The sequence below is a fragment of the Sulfurospirillum sp. MES genome, assembly GCF_000789415.1.
GTDB lineage: Bacteria > Campylobacterota > Campylobacteria > Campylobacterales > Sulfurospirillaceae > Sulfurospirillum > Sulfurospirillum cavolei.
Map to the genome: position 1 here is coordinate 19,406 of NZ_JSEC01000001.1, position 22,864 is coordinate 42,269.

At 42.7% G+C, this 22,864-nt stretch carries 22 protein-coding genes; 6 read left to right on the forward strand and 16 right to left on the reverse strand.

Going from position 1 to position 22,864, the window contains the following annotated elements; all coding sequences use genetic code 11:
* Positions 1-81: 81 nt before the first annotated feature.
* From OA34_RS00090 to fliK, 3 genes are read right to left on the reverse strand one after another with little or no spacing between them, the layout of a single operon-like run.
* Complete coding sequence (locus OA34_RS00090) at positions 82-1,776, reverse strand: flagellar hook-basal body complex protein (RefSeq protein ID WP_039671806.1); 1,695 nt, start codon at positions 1,774-1,776, stop codon at positions 82-84.
* 9 nt (positions 1,777-1,785) lie between these two features.
* Positions 1,786-2,496 (reverse strand): flagellar hook capping FlgD N-terminal domain-containing protein, encoded by a 711-nt coding sequence (locus OA34_RS00095; protein ID WP_041962775.1) that lies wholly within the window; start codon positions 2,494-2,496, stop codon positions 1,786-1,788.
* 12 nt (positions 2,497-2,508) lie between these two features.
* A complete protein-coding gene (gene fliK, locus OA34_RS00100; protein ID WP_039671807.1) occupies positions 2,509-4,203 on the reverse strand; it encodes a flagellar hook-length control protein FliK in 1,695 nt (564 codons plus the stop codon).
* A gap of 194 nt (positions 4,204-4,397) precedes the next feature.
* On the opposite strand from fliK, the gene typA reads away from it, so the two are divergent.
* From typA to OA34_RS00120, 4 genes are all read left to right on the forward strand, one after another.
* A complete protein-coding gene (gene typA / locus OA34_RS00105) occupies positions 4,398-6,197 on the forward strand; it encodes a translational GTPase TypA (RefSeq protein ID WP_039671808.1) in 1,800 nt (599 codons plus the stop codon).
* A gap of 72 nt (positions 6,198-6,269) precedes the next feature.
* Positions 6,270-6,824 carry a LemA family protein gene (locus OA34_RS00110; RefSeq protein ID WP_039671809.1) on the forward strand — a complete coding sequence of 185 codons (555 nt, stop codon included), beginning with the start codon at positions 6,270-6,272 and terminating at the stop codon, positions 6,822-6,824.
* A 20-nt stretch (positions 6,825-6,844) separates the two neighbouring features.
* Entirely contained in the window at positions 6,845-7,810 is a 966-nt protein-coding gene (locus tag OA34_RS00115) for a DUF3137 domain-containing protein (protein WP_039671810.1), read from the forward strand.
* Positions 7,810-8,265: a flagellar basal body-associated FliL family protein gene (locus tag OA34_RS00120; protein WP_039671811.1), complete on the forward strand. Its 456-nt coding sequence runs from the start codon at positions 7,810-7,812 to the stop codon at positions 8,263-8,265. Before OA34_RS00115 ends, OA34_RS00120 begins: the two co-directional genes overlap by 1 nt.
* Here the strand turns inward: OA34_RS00120 and OA34_RS00125 are convergent.
* The 12 genes from OA34_RS00125 to purB form a co-directional block, all read right to left on the reverse strand.
* Positions 8,249-9,337 carry an MFS transporter gene (locus OA34_RS00125; RefSeq protein WP_039671812.1) on the reverse strand — a complete coding sequence of 363 codons (1,089 nt, stop codon included), beginning with the start codon at positions 9,335-9,337 and terminating at the stop codon, positions 8,249-8,251. The two genes, OA34_RS00120 and OA34_RS00125, sit on opposite strands and share 17 nt — an antisense overlap.
* A 4-nt stretch (positions 9,338-9,341) precedes the next feature.
* Positions 9,342-9,803: an RDD family protein gene (locus OA34_RS00130; RefSeq protein ID WP_286682769.1), complete on the reverse strand. Its 462-nt coding sequence runs from the start codon at positions 9,801-9,803 to the stop codon at positions 9,342-9,344.
* A gap of 6 nt (positions 9,804-9,809) precedes the next feature.
* Entirely contained in the window at positions 9,810-10,418 is a 609-nt protein-coding gene (pyrE, locus tag OA34_RS00135; RefSeq protein WP_039671813.1) for an orotate phosphoribosyltransferase, read from the reverse strand.
* Positions 10,419-10,426: 8 nt separating this feature from the next.
* Positions 10,427-10,987, reverse strand: coding sequence for a ribosome recycling factor (frr, locus tag OA34_RS00140; RefSeq protein ID WP_039671814.1), 561 nt, complete (start codon positions 10,985-10,987; stop codon positions 10,427-10,429).
* The gene (locus OA34_RS00145; RefSeq protein ID WP_039671815.1) at positions 10,974-11,930 is read right to left on the reverse strand and encodes a polysaccharide deacetylase family protein; all 957 of its coding nucleotides are present in this window, start codon (positions 11,928-11,930) and stop codon (positions 10,974-10,976) included. Before OA34_RS00145 ends, frr begins: the two co-directional genes overlap by 14 nt.
* Before the next feature lie 3 nt (positions 11,931-11,933).
* Positions 11,934-12,269, reverse strand: coding sequence for a preprotein translocase subunit SecG (gene secG, locus OA34_RS00150; protein ID WP_039671816.1), 336 nt, complete (start codon positions 12,267-12,269; stop codon positions 11,934-11,936).
* Between the two features lie 146 nt (positions 12,270-12,415).
* The gene (locus OA34_RS00155) at positions 12,416-13,096 is read right to left on the reverse strand and encodes an anaerobic ribonucleoside-triphosphate reductase activating protein (RefSeq protein ID WP_286682822.1); all 681 of its coding nucleotides are present in this window, start codon (positions 13,094-13,096) and stop codon (positions 12,416-12,418) included.
* Complete coding sequence (gene nrdD, locus OA34_RS00160; RefSeq protein ID WP_039671818.1) at positions 13,083-13,247, reverse strand: anaerobic ribonucleoside-triphosphate reductase; 165 nt, start codon at positions 13,245-13,247, stop codon at positions 13,083-13,085. Before nrdD ends, OA34_RS00155 begins: the two co-directional genes overlap by 14 nt.
* Positions 13,244-15,358 (reverse strand): ribonucleoside triphosphate reductase, encoded by a 2,115-nt coding sequence (locus tag OA34_RS00165; protein WP_039671819.1) that lies wholly within the window; start codon positions 15,356-15,358, stop codon positions 13,244-13,246. The genes nrdD and OA34_RS00165 overlap by 4 nt, the downstream gene beginning before the upstream one ends.
* A gap of 213 nt (positions 15,359-15,571) precedes the next feature.
* On the reverse strand, positions 15,572-16,270 hold the full coding sequence (locus OA34_RS00170) for an aspartate/glutamate racemase family protein (protein WP_039671820.1): 699 nt from the start codon (positions 16,268-16,270) through the stop codon (positions 15,572-15,574).
* A 71-nt stretch (positions 16,271-16,341) separates the two neighbouring features.
* A complete protein-coding gene (locus OA34_RS00175; RefSeq protein WP_039671821.1) occupies positions 16,342-18,708 on the reverse strand; it encodes a ribonucleoside-diphosphate reductase subunit alpha in 2,367 nt (788 codons plus the stop codon).
* On the reverse strand, positions 18,708-20,036 hold the full coding sequence (gene purB, locus OA34_RS00180) for an adenylosuccinate lyase (protein WP_039671822.1): 1,329 nt from the start codon (positions 20,034-20,036) through the stop codon (positions 18,708-18,710). Before purB ends, OA34_RS00175 begins: the two co-directional genes overlap by 1 nt.
* 116 nt (positions 20,037-20,152) lie before the next feature.
* Here purB and OA34_RS00185 point away from each other — a divergent pair, with 116 nt between their 5' ends.
* Positions 20,153-21,073: an RluA family pseudouridine synthase gene (locus tag OA34_RS00185; RefSeq protein WP_039671823.1), complete on the forward strand. Its 921-nt coding sequence runs from the start codon at positions 20,153-20,155 to the stop codon at positions 21,071-21,073.
* Positions 21,070-21,684, forward strand: a complete 615-nt coding sequence (locus tag OA34_RS00190; protein ID WP_039671824.1) for a fumarylacetoacetate hydrolase family protein — start codon at positions 21,070-21,072, stop codon at positions 21,682-21,684. The genes OA34_RS00185 and OA34_RS00190 overlap by 4 nt, the downstream gene beginning before the upstream one ends.
* A gap of 100 nt (positions 21,685-21,784) precedes the next feature.
* Here the strand turns inward: OA34_RS00190 and rlmN are convergent, their stop codons facing one another.
* A complete protein-coding gene (rlmN, locus tag OA34_RS00195) occupies positions 21,785-22,858 on the reverse strand; it encodes a dual-specificity RNA methyltransferase RlmN (RefSeq protein ID WP_039671825.1) in 1,074 nt (357 codons plus the stop codon).
* Positions 22,859-22,864: the final 6 nt, after the last annotated feature.

Sequence of the window (22,864 nt, forward strand, 5' to 3'; positions counted from 1 at the left end):
TATCCTTTTTAAAGTTACTTTTTAGTGTAATGAATAGTGTTTAAAATCAAAAGCAATTTTTATTCCATATAATGTCAAAAACTATTGTTTCATATTGATAGCATTTTGGAGCAACTCATCGCTGGTCGTAATGCCTTTAGAACTTGCGGTAAATGCTTTTTGTATCACGATTAGTTCGGTCAATGCCGTTGCCATACTAACGTTACTTCCTTCCAGTCGGTGATTTAAAACATTGGAGCCTAAAAAAGCATTTCCGTCTTTATCGGTATAAAAAATAGCTTTTCCGCTGTTGGAAGACTCTTCAAAGAGGTTTGAAGATGCAGACGTTAAACCTTGGTCGTTTTGAAAGTGGTATACGGCAACTTTAGCAATAGCGGAGCTTTTTCCGTTATCGAATTCGGCAATAATATTGCCGTTGCCGTCCATTCCGTAGTTTTTTAAAAACCCTTCGACGGTACCGTTTGTTTGATAACTACTCGTTTTAGTAATACTGGTACTGGAAACAAGTCCGTCAAAACTATTAAGTGTTCCCAGATTGACGTTTAGAGTCGTCCCTCCGTTGGAAAGTGCGGGCAAAGAGTTGCTAAGAAGTCTACCGGCTCCGTCAAATTCTAAGGTACCCGTTTGGGTGTCGACGATTTCATAGACTTTGGCGTCTTTTTGGTTAACGTAATAGAGTGAAGGATCATAGGTCTTTGTACTGTCGTAATTTTCATAAAAGCTGTAAATATTGGCGGTAACATCCCATGTCGTTCCCGAAGCGGCTTGAGGAACTCTTTTCGTAAAAGTCATATCAAGCGTATCTTTATCGCCGTCTGGACCAATAATACCGATCGATGCATGGTCTTGATTGGCAACCTCTTGGTTGGAAGTCACGGAGACCGAAACGTTTAAAGGGCTACTCGTATCGAGTTCGCTGACATTAACATTGGAAATGCTCCATTGATTTGACGCATCTAATTGGGTAGTCGTCGTTAATTTTTTACCGGCGTTATCCGTAACGGTAACGAGCACTTGATCCCCCGGTTGAGGATTTTGAAGTGCGCTCGTATGTGTCGTCGTTCCGTTTAGGCTTATTTTTCCGGAAGCGGCGGTAACGGTTTGCGTGTAGTCATCGCTGTTCAGAGGAACGCTAACGGAACCTGTCGTGACCTTTGGATTTAAGCTAGCACTGTAAGAAACACTCGTTGTTGCCGTCGGAGGATAGTACAATAAATCGGGTAAATGCACTTTTGTTTGTTTCCCGACGCTTCCAAGAGGCACATCTCCCGTAGCACTAATTGCATACGGTTGCGCAGGTGTTTTTGCGGTGCTTTTGTAATACGTACCGAATTTGGAGAGGGTTGTTTCATCAAGCGTTGTCGGAGTGATATTGTCTCCCGACGTTGCTAGAAGATAATTGCCGTTTATATCGACTAGATCGCCGTTAGAATCGATTGAAAATTGTCCTGCTCGCGTAAAATAGGTTTTTTCGTTAAGCCCTTGAACCCCAAACCAGCCTTCTCCTCCGATCGCCAAATCAAAGGCATTATCGGTGTTTTGAAGGATACCTTGGTTCATATTAAACGCCGTCGTTTGGCTAGAAGCACCTAAACTGTCGTCATTAGCATATGCGGCATAGGTACCTGCCAGCGTCGTTGAAAAAAGCGATGAAATTTCCGGAGTGCTTCCTTTAAATCCGATGGTATTGATGTTAGCGATGTTGTTGGATTGGACGTCCATCGCGAACTGAAACGATTTAACGCCCGAGACGCTATTGTATAATGAACTGTTCATCGCCGTTTCTTATGAAATTAAAGATTGTTCGTAAAACTCGGTTACGTCACCCATCGGATAATAAGTTGAACCGAGTTTGACATAAGTTTCGCCGTCTTCGTAACGAATGGATTCTACGGGATAAACACCGAATTGCGTTGTTTGCGATTTGCCGTTTGCATCGACGTAATCCGCCGTAACGCTGTAATATCCGTCTTTAACTTTATCGCCGTATTGATTCGTACCGTCCCATTTAAAGGCGACTACGCCGCTTTTACCGGCGGCAACGTCTCCAAGGTCGATGGTTTGCACGGTATTTTTGTTAGCGTCTTTAATCGTAAGCGTTCCGTCTTTAATCTCATTTGGAAAATAGACTTCATACGCCGCTTCGCCGTCTTTTAACGTGATAGCGTTATAGCCGAGGCTTGCCATTTTACCGATAACCGAAGTTGCTCCGGCACTCACGCTTTGTTTCAGTTGTGCCGCTAAATCTTCCAAAGCTTTATTGGTGTTTTCGGAAGCTTCAAGGGTTGCTAATTGTGATGTTTGGGTCAAGATTTTATCGCTATCCATTGGATCGGTCGGATCTTGATGTTGGAGCTCAACGAGCAAAAGCTGTAAAAAATCATCTTTATTTAAGCTATCGGCAGAGCCTGTTTTTGCCGTACTCGTGCTTGAACTTGTACCGCTAGTGGTTGTAGAGCTTCCCGTTTTAATAAGATTTTCATATCCTGTTGCCATGTTGTATCCTTTTTAAACGTATTGAGGAATGACGATTTCTAAGAGTGCCGTATCGTCCTCGGTTTGTTCCGCGCCGAACTCTTTAAAGTTTCCGCCGCTTTGTTTTTGGTTGTGTTGCGATTGTTCACTGTTACGTTGATCGCTAAAGTTCATTTCAAGGTTGGTAAAACCCATATTGACCAAAGCACTCTTGACTTCGTCTTGATTTTGGGTGAAGAGGCTCATGGTCGTAGCATTGGATGAAATGTTGACATGTAGATTATTGCCTCGCGTCAATAATGTTACGTCGACATCGCCTAAGCTTTTTGGACTTAAGGAGAGTTCCACTTTCATAATGGGCGGTTTGTAAGTTTCGATCTGCTCTTTTAAATCGCTGGCAAACTGTGAGAGGCTCTCTTTGGTCGTAGTCGGTTTATTCGTCGTGTTAAAATCTTGTTTTGTTGTTAGTTTTACGGTGCTATCGGTTTTAATATCGGGTGTTGATTGTATATCTTCGCTCGATGACTTTACCTCTTCCGATACGAGCGGCTTTGTCGTCTGTACGGAAGAAAGTTCATCGTTTGACACGTCGATTGTTTTTTCTTGTTTCAAAGGTTTTACCAACGATTCGTCATTTTTAGCATCGCTTTTTTGAATAGCTTCTGCTTTGAGGTCATTGGTTTTTACTATCGGAGTTTCTTGCGTTGTTGCGTCGTTATCGTTAATTGCTTGTGTCGGAACTTCAGATTTTTTTATTTCTTGTTTGACGTCGTGCAATGCTTTTTGAATAACGGTTTCCAACGGTTTTGTTAATACTTCGATAGAAGATTTTACCGCATCGTCGGTGTGTGGATCATTCGTTTGTTGCATAGAAGCGTCGGTAATTTTAGTTTCCGATGCGGCGTTGTTTACTATTTTTTGCGTTAACGTTTGTTGCTTTTCGTTTACGATTGACGTCTCTTCTAAAGGATTAGACGACGTTGGGATGGGTTGTTGCGCATGCGTTGCTTCGCTAGAGCTCTCTTTGGCAATTAACTCTCCCAAAATGGATTGCGTCTGCGGCACGGGTTGGGTTTTGGGCTGTTGGTTATCCAAAAGATTCATGAGCCCTACTTGGGTCGGAATCGTTGTTTGTTGCGCCGTTGGTCGAGGTTCGGTTTGCATTTGCTTGAGTGCTGTCGTAATCTCGTCGAAAAAGTTATTTTGCGTTAGCTTCGGGAATTTGGTTTGTAAACTTTCGACGCTCTCTTTTGAAATCGAGAGTTTTTCGAGTCCTAAGTCGTATTTTTTGGAGAGTTCAAGCAAGTCGCTAACGTTTTTAACATTGGCAAAATCTTGGCGAGCCGTTTCATTGTTAAGAATCTTTTCAAGATTTGAAGACGCTTTTAACGTTGGGAAATTCGTTGTTTGTGAATCTTGTTGCAAGGTATTGACGATGCTTAAAAGATCTTCTAAAAGATGTTCGTCGATAGGTTTTGCTTCATCCGTATTGCTCGTCGTCAAAAGGTTCTCCGTAGCGGCAGAAGTCGTCGTATCGATCGGAAGTTCTTCAATCGTTTGAGGGTTTTCTTCTTGCGTCAATTTTCCCAAAATAATTGCAAAAAAACTTTCGGCAAACGCTCCTTCTTGCGCAGGCGTTTGCGTACCAGAAACGTCGGTGTTAACGCTATTAGACGCTGTAGATAAAGGACTGCTTTTGGTTTGAACAAAAGAGAAAATGTCTTGCATGTTCATTGCCTTATACTCAAATTTTAGATAATTCCACGCTTTTAACAAGCAATCTTCATTCCACATCGGTAACAAAGCTTTACATGTAAATTTAGCGAGAAAATGGTATAATGAAACATATTACTTCTTCGAACTACACCTGCCACGTATGTTTTATTAAGAGATGTAAAAGCTAAGATAACGAGGAGAATTTTTTGCAAGAGTTTAGAAATATTGCCGTAATCGCGCACGTTGACCACGGCAAAACTACTTTAGTCGACGAGTTGTTGAAACAATCGGGGACCTTTAGCGCACACCAAAAAGTCGAAGAAAGAGCGATGGATAGCAACGATCTTGAGAAAGAACGGGGCATTACTATCCTTTCTAAAAATACGGCGATTCGTTATAAAGAGACGAAAATCAACATTATCGACACTCCGGGCCACGCGGATTTCGGCGGTGAAGTTGAGCGTGTTTTAAAAATGGTCGACGGCGTTTTATTGTTAGTCGATGCACAAGAGGGCGTTATGCCTCAAACCAAGTTTGTCGTCAAAAAAGCGTTAAGTTTGGGTTTATGCCCGATCGTCGTCGTTAATAAAATCGACAAGCCTGCCGCCGATCCCGATCGCGTCGTCGATGAAGTGTTCGACCTTCTCGTTGCGCTCGGTGCGAACGAGCAGCAGTTGGAATTTCCCATTGTTTACGCCGCGGCACGCGACGGTTACGCCAAGTACGATATGAGCGACGAAAACAAAAACTTAGAACCTTTGTTTGAGACGATTATCAAACATGTTCCCGCACCTTCGGGCAAACCCGAAAATCCGCTTCAACTACAGGTATTTACCCTTGATTACGATAATTATGTCGGTAAAATCGGTATTGCGCGTATTTTTAACGGTACGATTAAAAAGAACGAAACCGTCATGCTTGCCAAAGCGAGCGGAGAACAAACGCGCGGACGTATCTCTAAATTGATCGGTTTTCACGGTTTAGATCGTATCGATATTAACGAAGCCGAAAGCGGCGATATCGTTGCGGTTGCCGGTTTTGAGACGCTTGACGTCGGCGATAGTATCGTGGATCCGAATAATCCGATGCCGCTTGATCCTTTGCATATCGAAGAGCCTACGCTTTCGGTCGTTTTTGCGGTTAACGACTCTCCGTTTGCGGGACTTGACGGCAAATACGTTACTTCCAATAAACTATCCGAGCGTTTAGAATCCGAGATGAAAACCAATATCGCGATGAAATACGAGTCAGAGGGCGAAGGTAAATTTAAAGTTTCCGGCCGTGGCGAGTTGCAAATTACGATCTTAGCAGAAAATATGCGCCGCGAAGGGTATGAGTTTTCCCTTGGCCGTCCCGAAGTTATCATCAGGGAAGAAAACGGTGTCAAAATGGAACCTTACGAGCACTTGGTAATTGACGTGCCTGACGAGTTTACCGGAACGGTTATCGAAAAACTCGGCCGCAAAAAAGCGGAAATGAAAACGATGAATCCGACGGGTGACGGACAGACGAGAATCGAGTTTGAAATTCCCGCGCGCGGTCTTATCGGCTTTCGCGGACAGTTTTTGACCGATACCAAAGGCGAAGGCGTTATGAACCATTCGTTTTTAGAGTTCCGTCCGCTGAGCGGCGAAGTCGAACACCGCAAAAACGGTGCGTTGACCTCTATGGAAACGGGTACGGCAATGGGTTATTCACTCTTTAGCTTGCAAGAAAGAGGCGTTTTGTTTATCGATGCGCAGGTTAAAGTCTATTCGGGTATGATTATCGGCGAACATTCACGTCCGAACGATTTGGACGTCAATCCGATTAAAGGCAAGCCGCAAAGCAACGTTAGAAGTAGCGGTGCCGATGAAGCGATTAAACTGGTTCCGCCTCGAAAAATGAACCTTGAGCTAGCACTTGAGTGGATTGAAAACGATGAACTCGTCGAAGTGACGCCTTTAAATATTCGCATTCGTAAAAAATACTTAGATCCGACGCAACGTAAACGTATGAGTCGTTAATATAGCTTGATCGAGGGCTCTGCCGAATCTACATGTAGACTTGACAGAGCCCATGTCATAAGGAGGTTTATCGTGGAAACGTTTTTGATCATCGGCGGTGCACTGCTTTTCATTTTTATCGTTTTGTACAACACGTTAATTTCTAAAAAAAATCAAGTCGATAATATCTTTGCGGGACTCGACGCGGTTTTGAAAAAACGTTACGATCTGATTCCCAATCTTGTCGCGACGCTCAAAGAGTATATGCTTCACGAAGCGGGAACTTTAGAAAAAATCACTTCTTTACGTTCGCAAGCCCTTCAACCGAGCCTTAATGCCCAGGAAAAGATGGCATTGGACAAAGCACTCTCGTCCGCATTGGGTTCGTTGATGGTAACGGTTGAAAACTATCCGATACTCAAGGCAAACGAAAATTTTCTACATCTTCAACATACGCTTCATGAGGTCGAAGAGCAAATTTCCGCCGCACGTCGTGCTTACAATCAAAGCGTTACCGATTATAATAATGCGCTTGAGATGTTTCCTACCAATGTACTTGCGGGTTTTATGCACTTAGAGAAAAAAGAAGTGTTGCGTATTGACGTTACGGAGCGTGAGAACGTCAACGTCAAAAATCTTTTTCGTTAGTTAACGCCCCCCTTCGTATCATGGCGACGCTTTCATCGCTGCTTGAATACTACTACGAAACGATGCAAGAAGCACTCTTCCCTTTGGAAGAGGAACGCAAGCGCATCGTCAAAAAGCTCCAAACGGTCGCTTTTTTTATGAGCATAGGAGCGGTCGTTTTTTTTACCGTTTTACATCAACACATGCATTTTGCACCTTTGCAGGCAGGCTTACTCAGCGCTATGAGCGGCTTTTTGATTTTTATGTTTGTTTACCGTCACGAAAAAGCGGGTTTTACGGCACTCTTTAAAGATCAGGTGATCGAAAAGCTGCTTTATCAAATCGATGCATCGCTTTCGTATCGCAAAGAAAGTGCCATCGATGAAGAAGCATACCGAAGAAGCGAGCTTTTTTTGGAAGATTACGATCGATTTGAAGGAAGCGATCTGGTAAGCGGTTCGATTGCGAAAATCGACGTGCGATTCAGTTTTTTACATACGCAACAAAAAGAGCGTGATAGTAAAGGAAGAGAACGGTGGGAGACGATTTTTCAAGGGCTGTTTTTTTGCGCCGACTTTAACAAAGCCTTTAAAAGTAAAACGGTAGTTTTACCCGACACGGCGGAGCGAACTTTAGGTGTTTTAGGAACATGGTTTCAACGTATGAACGTCGCCAGAGGATCGCTGATGAAGCTCGATCATGCCGAATTTGAAAAAATTTTCGTCGTTTACGGGGACGATCCGATAGAGAGCCGCTATATTCTTTCACATTCCTTCATGGAAAAAATCGTGCTTCTTCAACGAAAAATTAACCGACCGATCTATCTCTCTTTCGTCGCTTCGCGAATTTATATTGCTATTGCCTACACAAAATCTCTTTTTGAGCCGATATTAACACGTTCATTATTGGAATTTTCGTATATTAAAGAGTATTTTCAACTTCTCAATACGGTCGTCGGGATCGTTGAAGAACTCAAACTCAATGAAAAATTATGGAGTAAACGCTAATGCTCAATGAAAAATTGCTCAAAATTACGTTGGGATTTATCATTTTGCTCATCGGTATCGGTTTTTGGACGATTCGCTATATGCTCAAAGAAGATTCATCGGTTTCTTCATACGAAAACGTTGCTTCAACAACCAAAGCGACGAACGTCAGCACTGATGCCAATGAGGTCAACTTGGATACGATTTATATCAATATCCGCTCGCAAAAATTCAAAATAATGAAAGCCGATATTGCCCTGATTATGAAAAACGCTAACGGCAAAAAAGCCCTTAAAGGCAATATGGAAAACGTTCGAAACGCCGTTTTGCAGTACCTCAATACGATGGACTCCAACGGGCTGGATACCTTAGAGGGGAAAGAGCGTTTAAAAAGCGAATTAATAGGTATGCTCGAAGAGAATTTCGGGTACGAAGTCGAGACGATTTATCTTAAGAATTTTATTCTTTCTCCTTGAAAAAGAAAAGGCTTCCAAGCGAAAGTAACGCTATCAAACCGGCGTACATGTAAAGCCTTGGACCGTAAAAATTACCCGCGATCAATGCACCCGCAAATCCTCCCAATCCGAAAGAAAGCCCGTAGTAAAACTGTGCTGCAAGCTTTTTGTGTGCGTAGAGCGTATAGAGTAAGCTCAAAGCTGCGGTATGGTGCAGTGCAAAACTAAACGCATGCAAGGATTGCGTTGCGTAAGAAACCAAAAGAGACGAGGGAAATAAAAAGAGTAAAAACCATCGAACGGCGGCACTTAAAACGCCGAATTTCAGAAGGCTTAAAAGCGTAAAACGTTTGAGAAGCGGTGCTTGAAAATAAAATAGAATAATTTCGCAAACGACGCCGAAAGCCCACAAATAGCTGGTTGTCTCTAAAGTGATACCGTGAGCGGTTTCGTAAATGGTAAAAAAGTTGTAAAACGCGCCGAAACTTACTTGCATCAGAAAGAAACTGATCCACAAAAACGTAGCATGCGAAAATCGGAAAGTCGTATTTGAAACGGTCGGTGCCGATAAAAGAGCGTTACGGCGCGTAAGCCAATAGGCGGATGCCGCCGTAAGTACGATCGCCGCCAAAAGGTAGTGCAAAGCGTTGTCGAAATGCTCCAAGCGACGCGCAAGAATGATGCCGATTGCCATGAAGCCGATCGAGCCGAAAAGTCGAGCACGTCCGAAACGCTCTTTTTTAAGATGTTCCATTGCGTATGTCTCAACGTAAGGCAAGATCATACCCAAACACGCTCCTAAAAGCATATTGGGAAGCATGAAAAGGTAAAAATGCTCGATTGTGGGATAAAAAAGCACTATGGCACCGATGGCGCCGAGTAAAGCGGTATAAAAAACCGTACGCGAGAGTTCAAAATGCTTTAGGAAAAAAAACGGAACGATGAAGCGCATCAACGGGGCGAGCGCAAAGACGGCACCGATTTGAAAAGCGTTATAGCCGATGGTTTGAAGCATTTTAGGCATAAAAATGACATACACGCCGGTCACGACGAAATAGAAAAAGAAGAAACTCGAAATTTTAGTAAAAATCACGGGCTTACTTGCAAAGAGGCACGCTACGGCTAAGAAGATCGTAAAGCGTACGGCGGTCTTTGCGTAGCAAAGGGAGCAAAAGTCCGATGAGCGTTATACATGTAAGCAGTGCCGTAAGATAGCGTATCAGCAACATCGCAAGAGACGGCGTACGAAGTGTTTGAGGGTCTTTAAGCTCGATATCATAAGCTTTAAAACCGGGTGTTTGTGCCGTTTTGGAAAAAAAGAGCGTCGTTACGAGGCCGTACGGAACTAAGACGAGCAGCCATCCTAATCCCCAGTGTTGCGCAAAGCCTTCGCGTGAACCGAAAACGAGATAGAATACAACGTAAAGAATCGGCATGAGAAGCATAAACGAATCGACGATAAATGCCTTGGCGCGCTTGGAAAAAGGTGCGATACGATCGGTTTGCCGTTTCGCAATCGGTGCTTTTAAGCCGCCTTTTTTCGCCTCACGCCATCGCATAAATGCTTAGTTTCCTCGACTGCCGGGTTTGTATGCGATACTTCCTTCTTTACACAAAGGACAATCGCTTGGATCGTAGATATCGAACTCAAAATCGGCCAAGGCAAAAAACGGTGCGTCGTTTGGAAGCTTACATGTCGGTTTCGCTTCCAAATCGCTTCCGATGCGTTTGCAAAAACCGCGATTGGCAAGGGCTGCAAATCCGACGATAATACCGCCCATACTTTGAGCGACGTTTGCCGCTTCAAGTGCGGAACCGCCTGTCGTGATAATATCTTCGCAGACCAAAATTTTCTCGCCTTTTTTCACGTCAAAACCGCGACGAATCGTCATCTCTCCGCCGACGCGTTCGGCAAAGATAAAACGTTTGCCCAGTGCCCGTGCTAGCTCGTATCCCGCCAATACGCCGCCAAGAGCGGGAGAACAGACGGTGTCGATTTCCAGTCCATAGGCTTGAATCATTTTTGCGAGTGCGACGGCAAGTTCTTCAGCGACTTTAGGGTCTTCTAAAACTTTGGCACTTTGAAGGTAAAAACGAGAATGTTTGCCGCTACTAAGTAAAAAATGTCCTTCTAAAAGCGCGTTAGCTTCTTTATAAATGTTTTCGATTTGCATAAAAACCCTTAAATTTTGAGCAATTCAGCTTCTTTTTCTTTGACCAAGTCGTCTATTTTTGCGACCGTCGCATCGGTAATTTTTTGAACCTCGTCTTGCGCTTTTTTGGATTGATCTTCGGTGATCAGCTTATCTTTTTCGAGCTTTTTCACTTGGTCGTTGGCGTCTTTACGTACGTTACGTGCGGCAACTTTGGCTTTATCGCCCATGATTTTGGCTTGTTTTGCACTCTCTTTTCGTTGCTCGCTCGTCATCGGAGGGAAAAAGAGTTTGACGCTTTCGCCGTCGTTATTCGGGTTGACGCCGATATTGGCTTGCATGATTGCTTTTTCGATTTCGCGTAGCATCTTTTTTTCCCACGGCGTAATGCTAATCGTCGTAGCGTCGGTTGCTAAAACGGTTGCGACTTGATTTAAAGCAGTCGGCGTTCCGTAGTAATCGACATGAATGTTATCTAAGATCGAGATAGCGACTTTTCCGCTACGAATCGTCATAAAGTCGCGTTTAAGGGCAGAGATGCATTTTTCCATATGCTCTTTTTGTTCGGCATATACTTTATTTAGTTCCATAGTTATCCTTTACGAGTAGTTTCGTTGAAATTTTATTGCCCACGGAGACGATGAACCTCGTGCGCTCTTTGGTCAAAATTTTAGTGATATTCGCTTGAAAAACACCTTCTTGAAGCTCAAGTTCTTGATAGCCAAAACCGCTGATATACAAACCGCCTTTGGTTGCGCTTGTGTTAGCTTTGACATGTAAGGTACCGACTTTAGCGTCTTTGAGAAGGTATTGAGGTTCGATCCATGTCGCTTCCAAGGCTTTGTATTTTAAAAAGGCGTTCAAATCGCTTTTGCCTACAAGTGCCGAACGGTCTAAGTCCAAGGGATCGCTAAAGGAAGCAACCGCACCCATATTTTGGTTTAAAATCGCTTCGAAGCCGTAGCTTTCGGCAATGGCTTTAACGCGCGGACTAAACTCTCCGAAAGGATACGAGAAGTAGCGCGGTTTAATACCCAAACGTTTTTCAAATAAGGCCAATCCTTCGTCGAAATCTTTTTTAAGAGCGTCGTCGCTCAGTTCGGTCATATGCGGGTGATGCATAGAGTGAAACGCTAAAGAGCCGTATTTCGCAAGTTCTTTGAGTTCGTCCCAGCTCATATAATCACCGTATTTTTGCTCCGTAGCATCGACGTAAACAAACATCGTAAACGCATAACCGTACTCTTTGAAGAGTGCAAGTCCGTGTCGGTAAAAGCTTTTATAATTGTCGTCTATCGTGAGGACGACCCAGTTGTCGGGGATCGTTTCCTTTGCCCGGAGTGCTTGAACGAGTTTTTCAAGCGGAACGACTTCATACCCGTTGCGTTTAAAATACTCAAATTCATACCGTAGCTCTTGCAACGACGTATTGGTACTGGGATAGCGATCATCGTTAAATCGATGATAGATAAAGATATGGGCATCCGCCCATACCGTTACGCTAAGAAGCAAAAACCACCAAAAAAATTTCATCGATTATTTGGTGCTGGGAGCTTCAGGTGCGCTTGGAGCTGAGGGCATCGGTGCAGGAGTGCTCGGAACGACGCTCTTTTCGATTTTGATATCTTCGGCAATCGAAACTTTTTTATCTTGATTGTAAAAATAGCCTAACGCAAGCGTATTTGCGATAAAAAGAATACCGACGACAAACGTAAATTTTGCCATAAATCCGGCAGGTCCTTTTGCTCCGAAAAGCGATTCGTTACTGCCGCTATACGCGCCAAGTCCGATAGAAGAGCTTTTTTGAAGTAATACGGCAACGGTTAATATACCGGTTAAAACAAATTGTAAAACCAATAAAACGGTGGTCATTTGAGATGTCCTTTGTGTTTCATAATCTAGTAGAACTGAAGATTATACCCAAACCGATTTTAAAATGTATTAAAGCCTCTTTTTTTGATGTGGTATTTGTACCGATCGCAGGAGTGATTTTCGCGATTCGAAGCGTTTCGATCGACTTAATTTCGAAAGCTAATCGGAAGCAAGTTTGAAAGTTTCGTACGGTCGAAAACGTTTTGAGGCGGCATCGTATTTCCCATCGTCTCTTCGACATGTAAGTAGCGTTGCAGGTAATACGTACCGCGGTAACCTTTGACATGTAAGTCTTGAATCACGGCATTAATGTCTTCGACGCTTAAAAGATCATTGTGAAGCGTCGTCCTGACTTCAAAAGGTATTTCGGAGCGTATCAAAAGCTCTAAACTGTGTTCAAAGCGTTCGACATGTCGATAATGAACGAGTGCTTCGTATTTTTCTAACGGTGCTTTGTAATCGAGTGCAACGTAGTCGATCATTTCGTTTTCGATCAATCGCTCCAATAACGTCGGGTTTGAACCGTTGGTGTCGATTTTGATTTGAAAACCTAGTCGTTTGATTTCACATGTCAAGGCCTCAAGGTGCGGGTAAAGCGTGCATTCGCCTCCGCTTAAGACAACACCGTCCAGTCTGTTTTGTCGGGATTGTAAGAAATTCAGTGCTTCTTCGAGGCTAACGAGACCCTCTCCCCGCACGATTTGCGGATTGTAGCAGTAAGGGCATGCCATATTGCATTTGGCAAACCAAAAAATCGACGCTAGATGATTGGGAAAATCCAGCGTCGTAAATTTCGTGATACTGTGGATCGCCTTATCGGCAAGCACATTTTTCAACAAATTGGACACGTTCTTTGTGTTCGCCTAATTTACCTACGTTAAAACTCTCTACCGGCCTGTGATACCCCATAACGCGCGTATAAACGATACATTTTGTTCGTTTTTCCTGCAATTTCTCTAAAATTTCCGTTTTACTCATGACGCTGCTTCACCCTCCTCTTTGTGGTATTGTGCTAATAATTCTTCGTCGCATTTCGGACAAAACTCATGCTCCCCGCTGATATAACCGTGTTTTTCGCAAACCGAAAAGACCGGTGTAATCGTCAAATACGGCATACGATAATTGGTAATAATGTTTTTAACCAATTTCTTGCATGCTTCGCTAGAGCTAATGCGCTCTTTCATGTAAAGGTGCAAAACCGTACCGCCGGTGTAAGAACACTGCAAATCGTCTTGCATATCGAGTGCTTCAAACGGGTCGTCGGTAAAATTGGCAGGCAATTGAGAAGAGTTCGTATAATAAACGTTCTTTCCCGACCCTGCTTGAATAATATCGGCAAATCTCTTTTTATCTTCTTTCGCAAAGCGGTACGTCGTTCCCTCTGCCGGTGTGGCCTCAAGGTTGTAAAGATTGCCGGTTTCTTCTTGATACTGAACCATTTTTGCGCGCATAAACTCTAAAATTTCATGAGCAAATTTCATTCCGAATTCATCGGTTATGTTATGCTTGTCGCCCGTAAAGTTACGAATCATCTCATTGATGCCGTTTACGCCGATGGTAGAAAAATGGCTGTTAAATCCCGGTAAATAGCGTGCCGTATACGGATAGAGTCCACGATTGTACATCTCTTGGACAAAAACTCGTTTTTTCTCCAACGTTGATTTGGCTAAATCCATCAGGTATTCGAAGCGTTCCATTAAGGTCTCTTTATCGCCTTTATAGAGATACCCCAAACGTGCCATATTTAACGTAACGACACCGATGCTTCCCGTCATTTCGGCACTTCCGAAAAGCCCTCCGCCTCGTTTTAAAAGCTCTCTTAAATCCAATTGGAGTCTGCAACACATGGAACGTACATGTCCGGGTTTATACGCTTTAGGATTTTCGACGAGCTTTCCGTTTTCGTCTCGCACGTATTGACTTCCGATAAAATTTTGGAAGTAAGAAGAGCCGATTTTAGCCGTATTTTCAAAAAGTAAATCGGTATTTTCTCCATCCCAGTCGAAATCTTCGGTAATGTTAACGGTCGGAATCGGAAACGTAAACGGTTGACCCGTTTTATCACCTTCCGTCATAACTTCGTAGTAAGCCTTGTTAATAAGATTCATTTCCGCTTGAAAGTGTTTATACGTCATTGCTTCCAAAGAGTTTACGCCTCTTTTTTTTGCTTCACTTAAAAGTTCGGCGTCGTTAATGCCTTTAAACAGATGCGTTTGGCTTGACGTCGGAATTTGATCCGCTAAATCTTTCGGCACGGTCCAATCGATCGTAATATTCGTAAAAGGACTTTGTCCCCAACGCGCCGGAACGTTTAGGTTATAAATAAAACTACGAATCGCTTTTTTAATTTCTTTGAATGAAATTTTATCTTTAAACGCATACGGTGCTAAATACGTATCAAACGAACTAAATGCCTGTGCACCGGCCCATTCGCTTTGAAGGATTCCCAAAAAGTTTGCCATTTGCCCTAAGGCTTCACGGAAATGTTGGGGAGGACGACTCTCTACGCGTCCGCGTACGCCGTTAAAGCCCTCATCCAAAAGAACGCGCAAACTCCAACCCGCACAATACGCAGTCAAACAATCAAGATCGTGAATGTGATAGTCGCCGTTTCGGTGTGCCAATCCCTCTTCTTTGGAATATATCTTATCGAGCCAGTAATTGGCGATAACTTTACCCGCGGTATTATTGACGAGTCCGGCGTTGGAATATCCCGTATTGGAATTGGCTTTAATCCTCCAGTCGCTTTTACCGATGTACTCTTCAATCGTTTGGCTCGAATTGACGTACGTCGTATCTTCGCTGAGTCCGTAAATGTGTTCTCGTTGCATTTTATGCGTATGGCGGTAAAGCATAAAAGAGCGCATGACGTCAAAGTAACGTGCCTTATAGAGTTCTTGCTCTATCATGTCTTGAAAGTCTTCAACCGCTGCAACGCGTTTTTTCTCGATACGTTTGATAATTTCGTCGAAAATAGATTGATCGTAGGTAACCCCTTCGCTTTTAAATGCTTTTTTGATGGCATCTTCAATCTTAAAAGGGAGGAACTCTTCGGTTGTGCCGTCACGTTTGAGTACTTTGGTTAGCATGGTTGTCCTAAGTAGAATAAAGTATGAAAGATTATAGTAAGTATAAAATTTAAAAAAACTTAATAATTAACCTGCGACAAATATGTCACACTCTAAAAAATGAGTTTTTATGCCATTGTTTCTTAATAAGATAAAAGTCCTTTATATAAGCTCTTAAAAGGACTTTTTCCTATTTTATATTAAAAAAATAAATTAATATAATTTATTTATATTTCAAGATTTCAAAGCGTATTCTAACGCTTCGTCGACATGGATAGTCGTCGTATTAAAAAGCGGTAGCGTCGAGTCTTTTTGATGAAGGAGTAGACCGATTTCCGTACATCCTAAGATGACCGCATCTAAATCGGTATGTTCTTTTTGATAGTTTTGAATCAGGGTTACAAAAAAGTTCAAAGAGGGTGTTTCAATTTTGCCGACACATAATTCGGAGAAAATAATCTGATTGATCGTTTGAATTTCCTCTTCATTCGGTATCAGTACGTCAATACCGTGGAAATGTAAAATATCTTTGTAAAAGCTTTCTTGCATCGTGAATTTGGTTCCGAATAAAAGTGCTTTTTTGACGCGGTTTTTTTTCAGCGTATTGGCCGTCGCTTCCGCGATATGTAAAAAAGGTGTTTTAAGATACGGTGTGATAAACGGTGCCATTTTATGCATGGTATTGGTGCAGAGTAAAATGACGTCGGCACCGGCATGTTCTAATGAAAGAGCGGCTTGCGTCAACGTAATGCTCGCCTCATCCCAGCGTCCTTCGTTTTGCATACGAGCGATCGGGGCAAAATCCACGGAATGTAAAATAATTTGTGCGCTATGAAGCCCTCCCAAACGTTCTTTGACCCCTTCGTTTAGAAGTTTATAATACAACAGGGTCGATTCCCAACTCATACCGCCGATTAAACCGATGGTTTTCATGTTAAATCCTTTTAGTGCAAAATGCAACGTTGCGTAAAATACCTTTTCCTACGAACGTTGCGGTATCACGTCTATTGACATCCTTCACATTCAATACTGCGATCGGCAACTTCAATTTTACTCTCCGGCGATTGCGATCGGAGATAGTACGTTGATTTAATACCGAGTTTCCAGCCTAACATGTAAATATCGTTTAGGTATTTTCCGCTGGCTTTATCTAAGGTCATAAAGATATTGAGGCTTTGCCCTTGGTCGATCCATTTTTGGCGAATGGCACCCGCTTTGATGAGGACTTTTTGATCCAAATCGTATGCCGGCGTATAAAATCCCCATGTTTCCGGGCTGAGGTTGGGTACGACGACCGGAATCATGCCCGATAGGTTTTCTTCAAACCATTTGCGTTTGTAAACGGGTTCGATCGTTTGTGTCGTTCCGACCAAAATGGAGATCGAGCTCGTCGGTGCAATGGCCATGAGGTAACCGTTACGCATACCGTTTTTCTTCACGCGCTCTCTCAGGCTTTCCCAATCGTACATGTAACCGAATAGGCCTCCGCGATCAACCAGCTTTTTCGCCTCTTCGTTTGCCGTGTCGATAGGGAAAATTCCCCTGCTCCATTTCGATCCCTGAAATTCGGGATAAACCCCTTTTTCGATAGCCAGATTGGACGAGGCTAGAATGGCGTTATAGCTAATGGCTTCCATCACTTCGTCTATCTTGCTAAAATGATCGTAGCTTCCCCATGCGATATGTGCTTCGGCAAGCATTTGCGCTTCGCCCATAACTCCTAATCCGATAGCGCGCGATTTCATATTGGTGTGCTTCACTTTGGCGTGCGGATAGAAATTGAGATCGATTACGTTATCGAGCATACGAATCGCAATGGGGATCGTTCGCTCGATATCTTCTTTTGTATGAATTTTGGAAAGATTGACGCTAGCTAAATTGCATACGGCGGTTTTACCTTCGACCATCTCTTTCTCAACGATAAAAATATCTTTTCCGTTGATTGAATCGAGTGCCGTAATTTTTTTTGCTTCTTTGCTAAGCCCGCTATCGACCGTTACTCTGTCGGTCTCTTCAAACGTATCGATGCTGCCGTCATTGTAAACGACTTTGATTTTATAATGGTTCGGTGCGGTGTTCTGAAAGATTTCCGTACAGAGATTGGAGCTACGAATAATGCCGACATGGTCGTTTGGATTGACTTTATTGGCGTTATCTTTGAAGCAAAGAAACGGACTTCCGCTCTCAAAATAGCTCGTTAAAATCTTTTTCCACAGCTCTTTCGCCGGAATATGTTCTTTTGAGATGGACTCATTTTGCTCGTAGGCTAGATAGCGACGTTCAAATTCTTCTCCGTAGACCTCGGAAAGATCGGATGTTTCCGCCGGATCGAAAAGCGTCCAAATAGCATTTGTTTCGACGCGTTTCATAAACAGATCATTAATCCACAAGGCGGGGAAAAGATCATGGGCACGACGACGCTCTTCTCCTGAGTTTTTCTTCAAATCCAAAAAGTCGGATACGTCCATATGCCACGGTTCGATATAAACGGCGATAGCACCTTTGCGGGTACCGAGTTGATCGACGGCGATCGCGATATCGTTGGTGATTTTGAGGAACGGGATAATACCGCCTGCGGCATTTTTATGCCCGTCGATCATACCTCCCATCGAGCGAACCAAGTTCCAATCCCAACCGATACCGCCGCCGAATTTACTTAGAAGCGACATCTCTTTGTAGGAATCGAAAATGCCTTCGATATTATCGGGTGTACTGCCGATATAACACGAGCTTAGCTGATGGCGTGTTGTTCGTGCATTGGAAAGCGTCGGCGTGGCCAACATAACTTCGAATTTGCTGATAACATCGTAGAATTTTTTTGCCCAATCCATCGAGTTGAGTTCATTTTGTGCCAAAAACATTGCGATTGCCATAAACATATGTTGCGGCAATTCGATCGGTTTTCCTTGTTTGTCCTTAATCAAGTAGCGATCGTGCAAAGTTTTGATTCCAAGGTAGGTAAATTGCAAATCGCGCTCGGGTTGAATGTACGCTTCCAATTCTTTAAGGTCGTATTTTTCCTTAAGTCCTAAGGCAATACGTCCCGCTTTTTCGCCTCGTTCGAGATATTCGCCGAAGTTACCGTATCCCGTAAAACCGTTGACTTTATGGTACAAGTCGTATAAAAAAAGACGTGCGGCGACATAGGTCCAGTTCGGTCGATCGATATCGATTTTATCGACTGCGGTTTTAATCAATGTTTTTTGAATTTCTTCGGTCGTAATTTGATCGCGAAATTGAATTTTTGCATCGACTTCCAGTTCGCTTTGTGACACATTCTCCAAGCCTTTGATAGCAGAACTTGTGTATTTTTGTATTTTTGAAATATCGAGCGGCTCGGTACGACCATTACGCTTTTGAACGGTTAGCATTATTTGAATACCCTTTGGAAGATTTTATCGACGTTTTTTGTATAGTAATCGTAATTAAAGCATTCTCTTATTTGCGCTTCGCTGAGGTTCGCTCTTAAATCTTCATCGCTAAGGAGATTTTGAAGATAGAGGCTTTCGCCTTTGGCGTTGAGAGCCGCTTTACCCTGCTGTAAATCTTCCCAGACTTTCATGGCATTTCTTTGGACGATTTTGTAAGCATCTTCACGGGAAACGCCGCATAAAGGTAATTCGAGCAAAATACGTTGTGAAAAGACCAGCCCACCCGTGAGGTTAAGGTTTTTCATCATATTTTCGGGATAAACGACTAATTTGGAAATGACGCTATTTAAACGGGTTAGCATAAAGTCGGCGGTAATGAAACCGTCCGGTAAAATAAAGCGTTCGACCGAGCTGTGGCTAATGTCTCTTTCATGCCATAATGCAACGTTTTCCATAGCGGGGATGGCGTACGAACGAATCATTCGACAAAGACCCGTAATGTTTTCGCTTAAAACGGGATTGCGTTTGTGCGGCATTGCCGAACTTCCTTTTTGCCCTTTTTCAAAAAACTCTTCGCATTCATAGACTTCGGTTCGTTGGTAATGTCGAATTGCAACGGCAATTTTTTCGCAACTGGAAGCCAAAAGCGCAAGTGCGTTCATCAGTGCGGCATAACGATCGCGTTGAATGACTTGATTGGAAACGGGAGCCGGTTTAAGTCCTAATTCTTCACATACAAGTTCTTCGAGTTCGATCGGTGAGTGTGCCATATTCCCCATCGCACCGCTAATCTGCCCTACGGAGATCACTTCCATGACGTTTTCAAGATTTTTAAGACTTCGTTTAATTTCTTCGTACCAAATGGCAAGCACTAACCCGAAGGTAATCGGTTCGCCGTGAATACCGTGACTGCGGCCGACCATCAAAGTCATTTTGTGTTCCATTGCTCTTTTTTTGAGCGATTCCATTAAAACTTTGACGTCTTCAATAATGACATGTAAGGAATCGCGCATCTGTAGTGCAACGGCCGTGTCAATACAATCAGAGCTGGTCATACCGTAATGAACCCACCTGCTCTCATCGCCTAAGCTATCCGCGACGCTCGTAAGAAAAGCGATAACGTCGTGTCGGGTAACTTTCTCGATTTCATCGATACGGTCAATATCGAATTTTGCATTTGTTAAGATTTTTTCACAATCGTCGTCCGGAATAAGTCCGAGTTTGTTCCACGCTTTGGTCGCCGCCTTTTCCACTTTAAGCCAAGCGTTGTATTTGGCCTCGATCGTCCAATGCTTTTTCATCTCTTCTCTAGCGTAGCGCTCTACCATCTTCTTCCTTCTTCGTTTATGATTTTTCTATGATAAAATACGATGAAATTATCTAAAATGGATTCTATTTTTGAAGATAAAATTTTAACAAAATAGGACTAAAAAAGGGTTGAAACTTGTCTTATACGACTAAGAAATTTACGGTAGAAACACCCGTTCTTGCATTTCGTTTTTTAATGGATACTTTTGGTATAACGATGAGTGAGGCACAAAAAACGATTGATCGAAAGCGTGTGTACGTGAACGATGAGCTATTGACGCGAAAATCGGCTCGCATTTTTGGAGAAATTGCCGTAGTCGTTTTTGAAGGAACGTCTAAAGGGCTTATCCCTGTTTTTGAAACGGAAGATTTTGCGGTTTACGATAAACCCAGCGGCGTCATGATCCATCCTCGAAAACGCTCAGATGGTTACACCCTCAACGATGAAATTAAATCGCGTTACGGCAAGGATGCTAATGCCGCGCATCGTATCGATAAAAGTACAAGCGGACTTGTCTTGATAGGAAAAAATAAAAAAGCGGAAATTGAGTTAAAAGCTATCTTTGCCGCACGTAAAGTGCATAAACGATATTTTGCTTTGGTTCGCGGAAAAATTTCCGATGAATTTTTGATTGATGCTAAACTCAAGCGTGATATTGTAACAAGTCAAATACGTTTGAAAGTACATGTCGATGAAACGGGGAAACCTTCTCAGACGCGCGTCATTCCCGTATGCTACTTTGAAGATAAACATGCAACGTTTATTGAGGCAATTCCTTATACCGGAAGGCAACATCAAATCAGAGCTCATTTGTTCCACGTGAAACATCCAATCGTCGGCGATCCGATTTACGGTATCGACGAAGTAGATGCAGAAAGATTTTTAGACGGTAGTATGTCGCATGAAGAACAAACGCGTAAAACCTTGAGTCCGCGATTGTTATTGCATGCACAATCTTTGGCATTTTGTTATAAAGGGATTGATTATGCAATAGAATCTACTTTTAATGCCAAAAGTGAATTTTACAATTTACTCCAAGAAAGGGTCAACGAATGAACACGATTCATTTTAACGGCGAAGATATTGTGCCAAGTAAAGTCGTCTGTGTCGGTCGTAATTATGTAGAGCATATTTATGAGCTTCATAACGAACTTCCAACGTCGATGGTTCTTTTTATGAAACCCAATTCTGCTATTGCGCATACGCTAACGGCACAATCGCAAACAACGTTACACTATGAGGGAGAAATTTCATTTCTCATCCGAAATAAAACAATTTGTGGAGTCGGTTTCGGTTTAGATTTAACTAACCGAACATTGCAGAGTGAGTTGAAAGCAAAAGGCTTACCGTGGGAACGTGCAAAGGCTTTTAACGGGGCTGCGGTTATGAGTACGTTTGTCGGTATTGAACCTTCAGATCTGCATAAAGTTGCGATGCAATTATGGATTAACGATGTGTTAGTTCAAGAAGGAAGCAGTGATTTGATGATTTATAAACCGTTTACTATCCTTGAAGAAATTGAGACTTTTTGCGCTTTGGAAGATAACGATATTGTTATGACCGGAACTCCAAAAGGTGTCGGGACTTTTCATTCAAACGATAAATTTATCGGAAAAATTTTTATCGGTTCAGAAGAAATCGTATCGCAAGAGTGGATTGTGCAGTAAAGAGCAGCGAGAAGCTCTTTACTTTTTTCTAAATAGAACGTTAATCATTCCTCCTACACCTACGATGACGACAATGATTAAAAAACCTAATTGTACCATATCAAGCGATGTCATGTTTTTCCTTATCCTGTAATTGTCCGCAAGCCGCACTGATATCGATGCCTTTGGATTGACGAATCGTACACAATACCCCGTGATCAACGAGATATTGCTGAAAAGCTAACATGTCTTTTTCACTCGGACGATCAAAATCGCTTCCGTGATGCGGATTAAAATAGATCAAGTTAACTTTTGCTTTAATGCCGTGTAAGAGCTTGACCAGTTTTTTGGCATTGCTTTGATCATCGTTAATGCCCTTCATCACAAGATATTCAAACATCACGCGTTTGCGTGCATCGATAGGAAAAGCACGTACGGCATTCATGATAGATTCGATATTGTAAGCTTTATTGATCGGCATTAGCTTTTGGCGTAAAGTATCGTCGACGGCATGAAGCGAAATTGCCAATAAAATGCCCAAGTCAAGTTGCCCTAATTTTTCGATTTGTGAACTAAGTCCACTCGTTGAAATTGTTTGACGTCGCGTTGAAATAGAAAGACCGTCGATATCGCTGAAAATATGAACGGCTTTACTCACGTTAGTTAAATTGTCGAGCGGCTCGCCCATACCCATAAAAACGATGTTAACGCGTCTGTTTTCGGCAATAGCGTTATCGCGTTTAATCATTAAAACTTGTGATGTTATCTCTCCGGCAGAGAGGTTGCGTTTGAATCCGCTTTTACCGGTAAGGCAAAAAGTACAGCCGATTTTACAACCCACTTGTGACGAAATACAGATGGTATAGCGTGTATGATGCACGCGTTTGCCCTCTTCGTCGACTTGTTCTTGCTTCATGGGTAAAAGAACCGACTCAACCGTGTTTTTGTCTTTCAATTCAAAAAGGTACTTTTTACTACCGTCTTTACTGACTTCGATTTTGACGATGCGTAAAGGATCAAGATAGTACGTTTTTTTTAACGCCAATTGAAGTTCTTTCGGTAGATTTTTCATTTCTTCAAAAGACGTAACGTATTTTTGATACAGCCATTGATAAATTTGTTTTGCTCGAAAAGCAGGTTTTATCGCGTTTGACAACTCTTCTTTTGACAAATCCAGTATATTTATTTGTTCCATATGCCC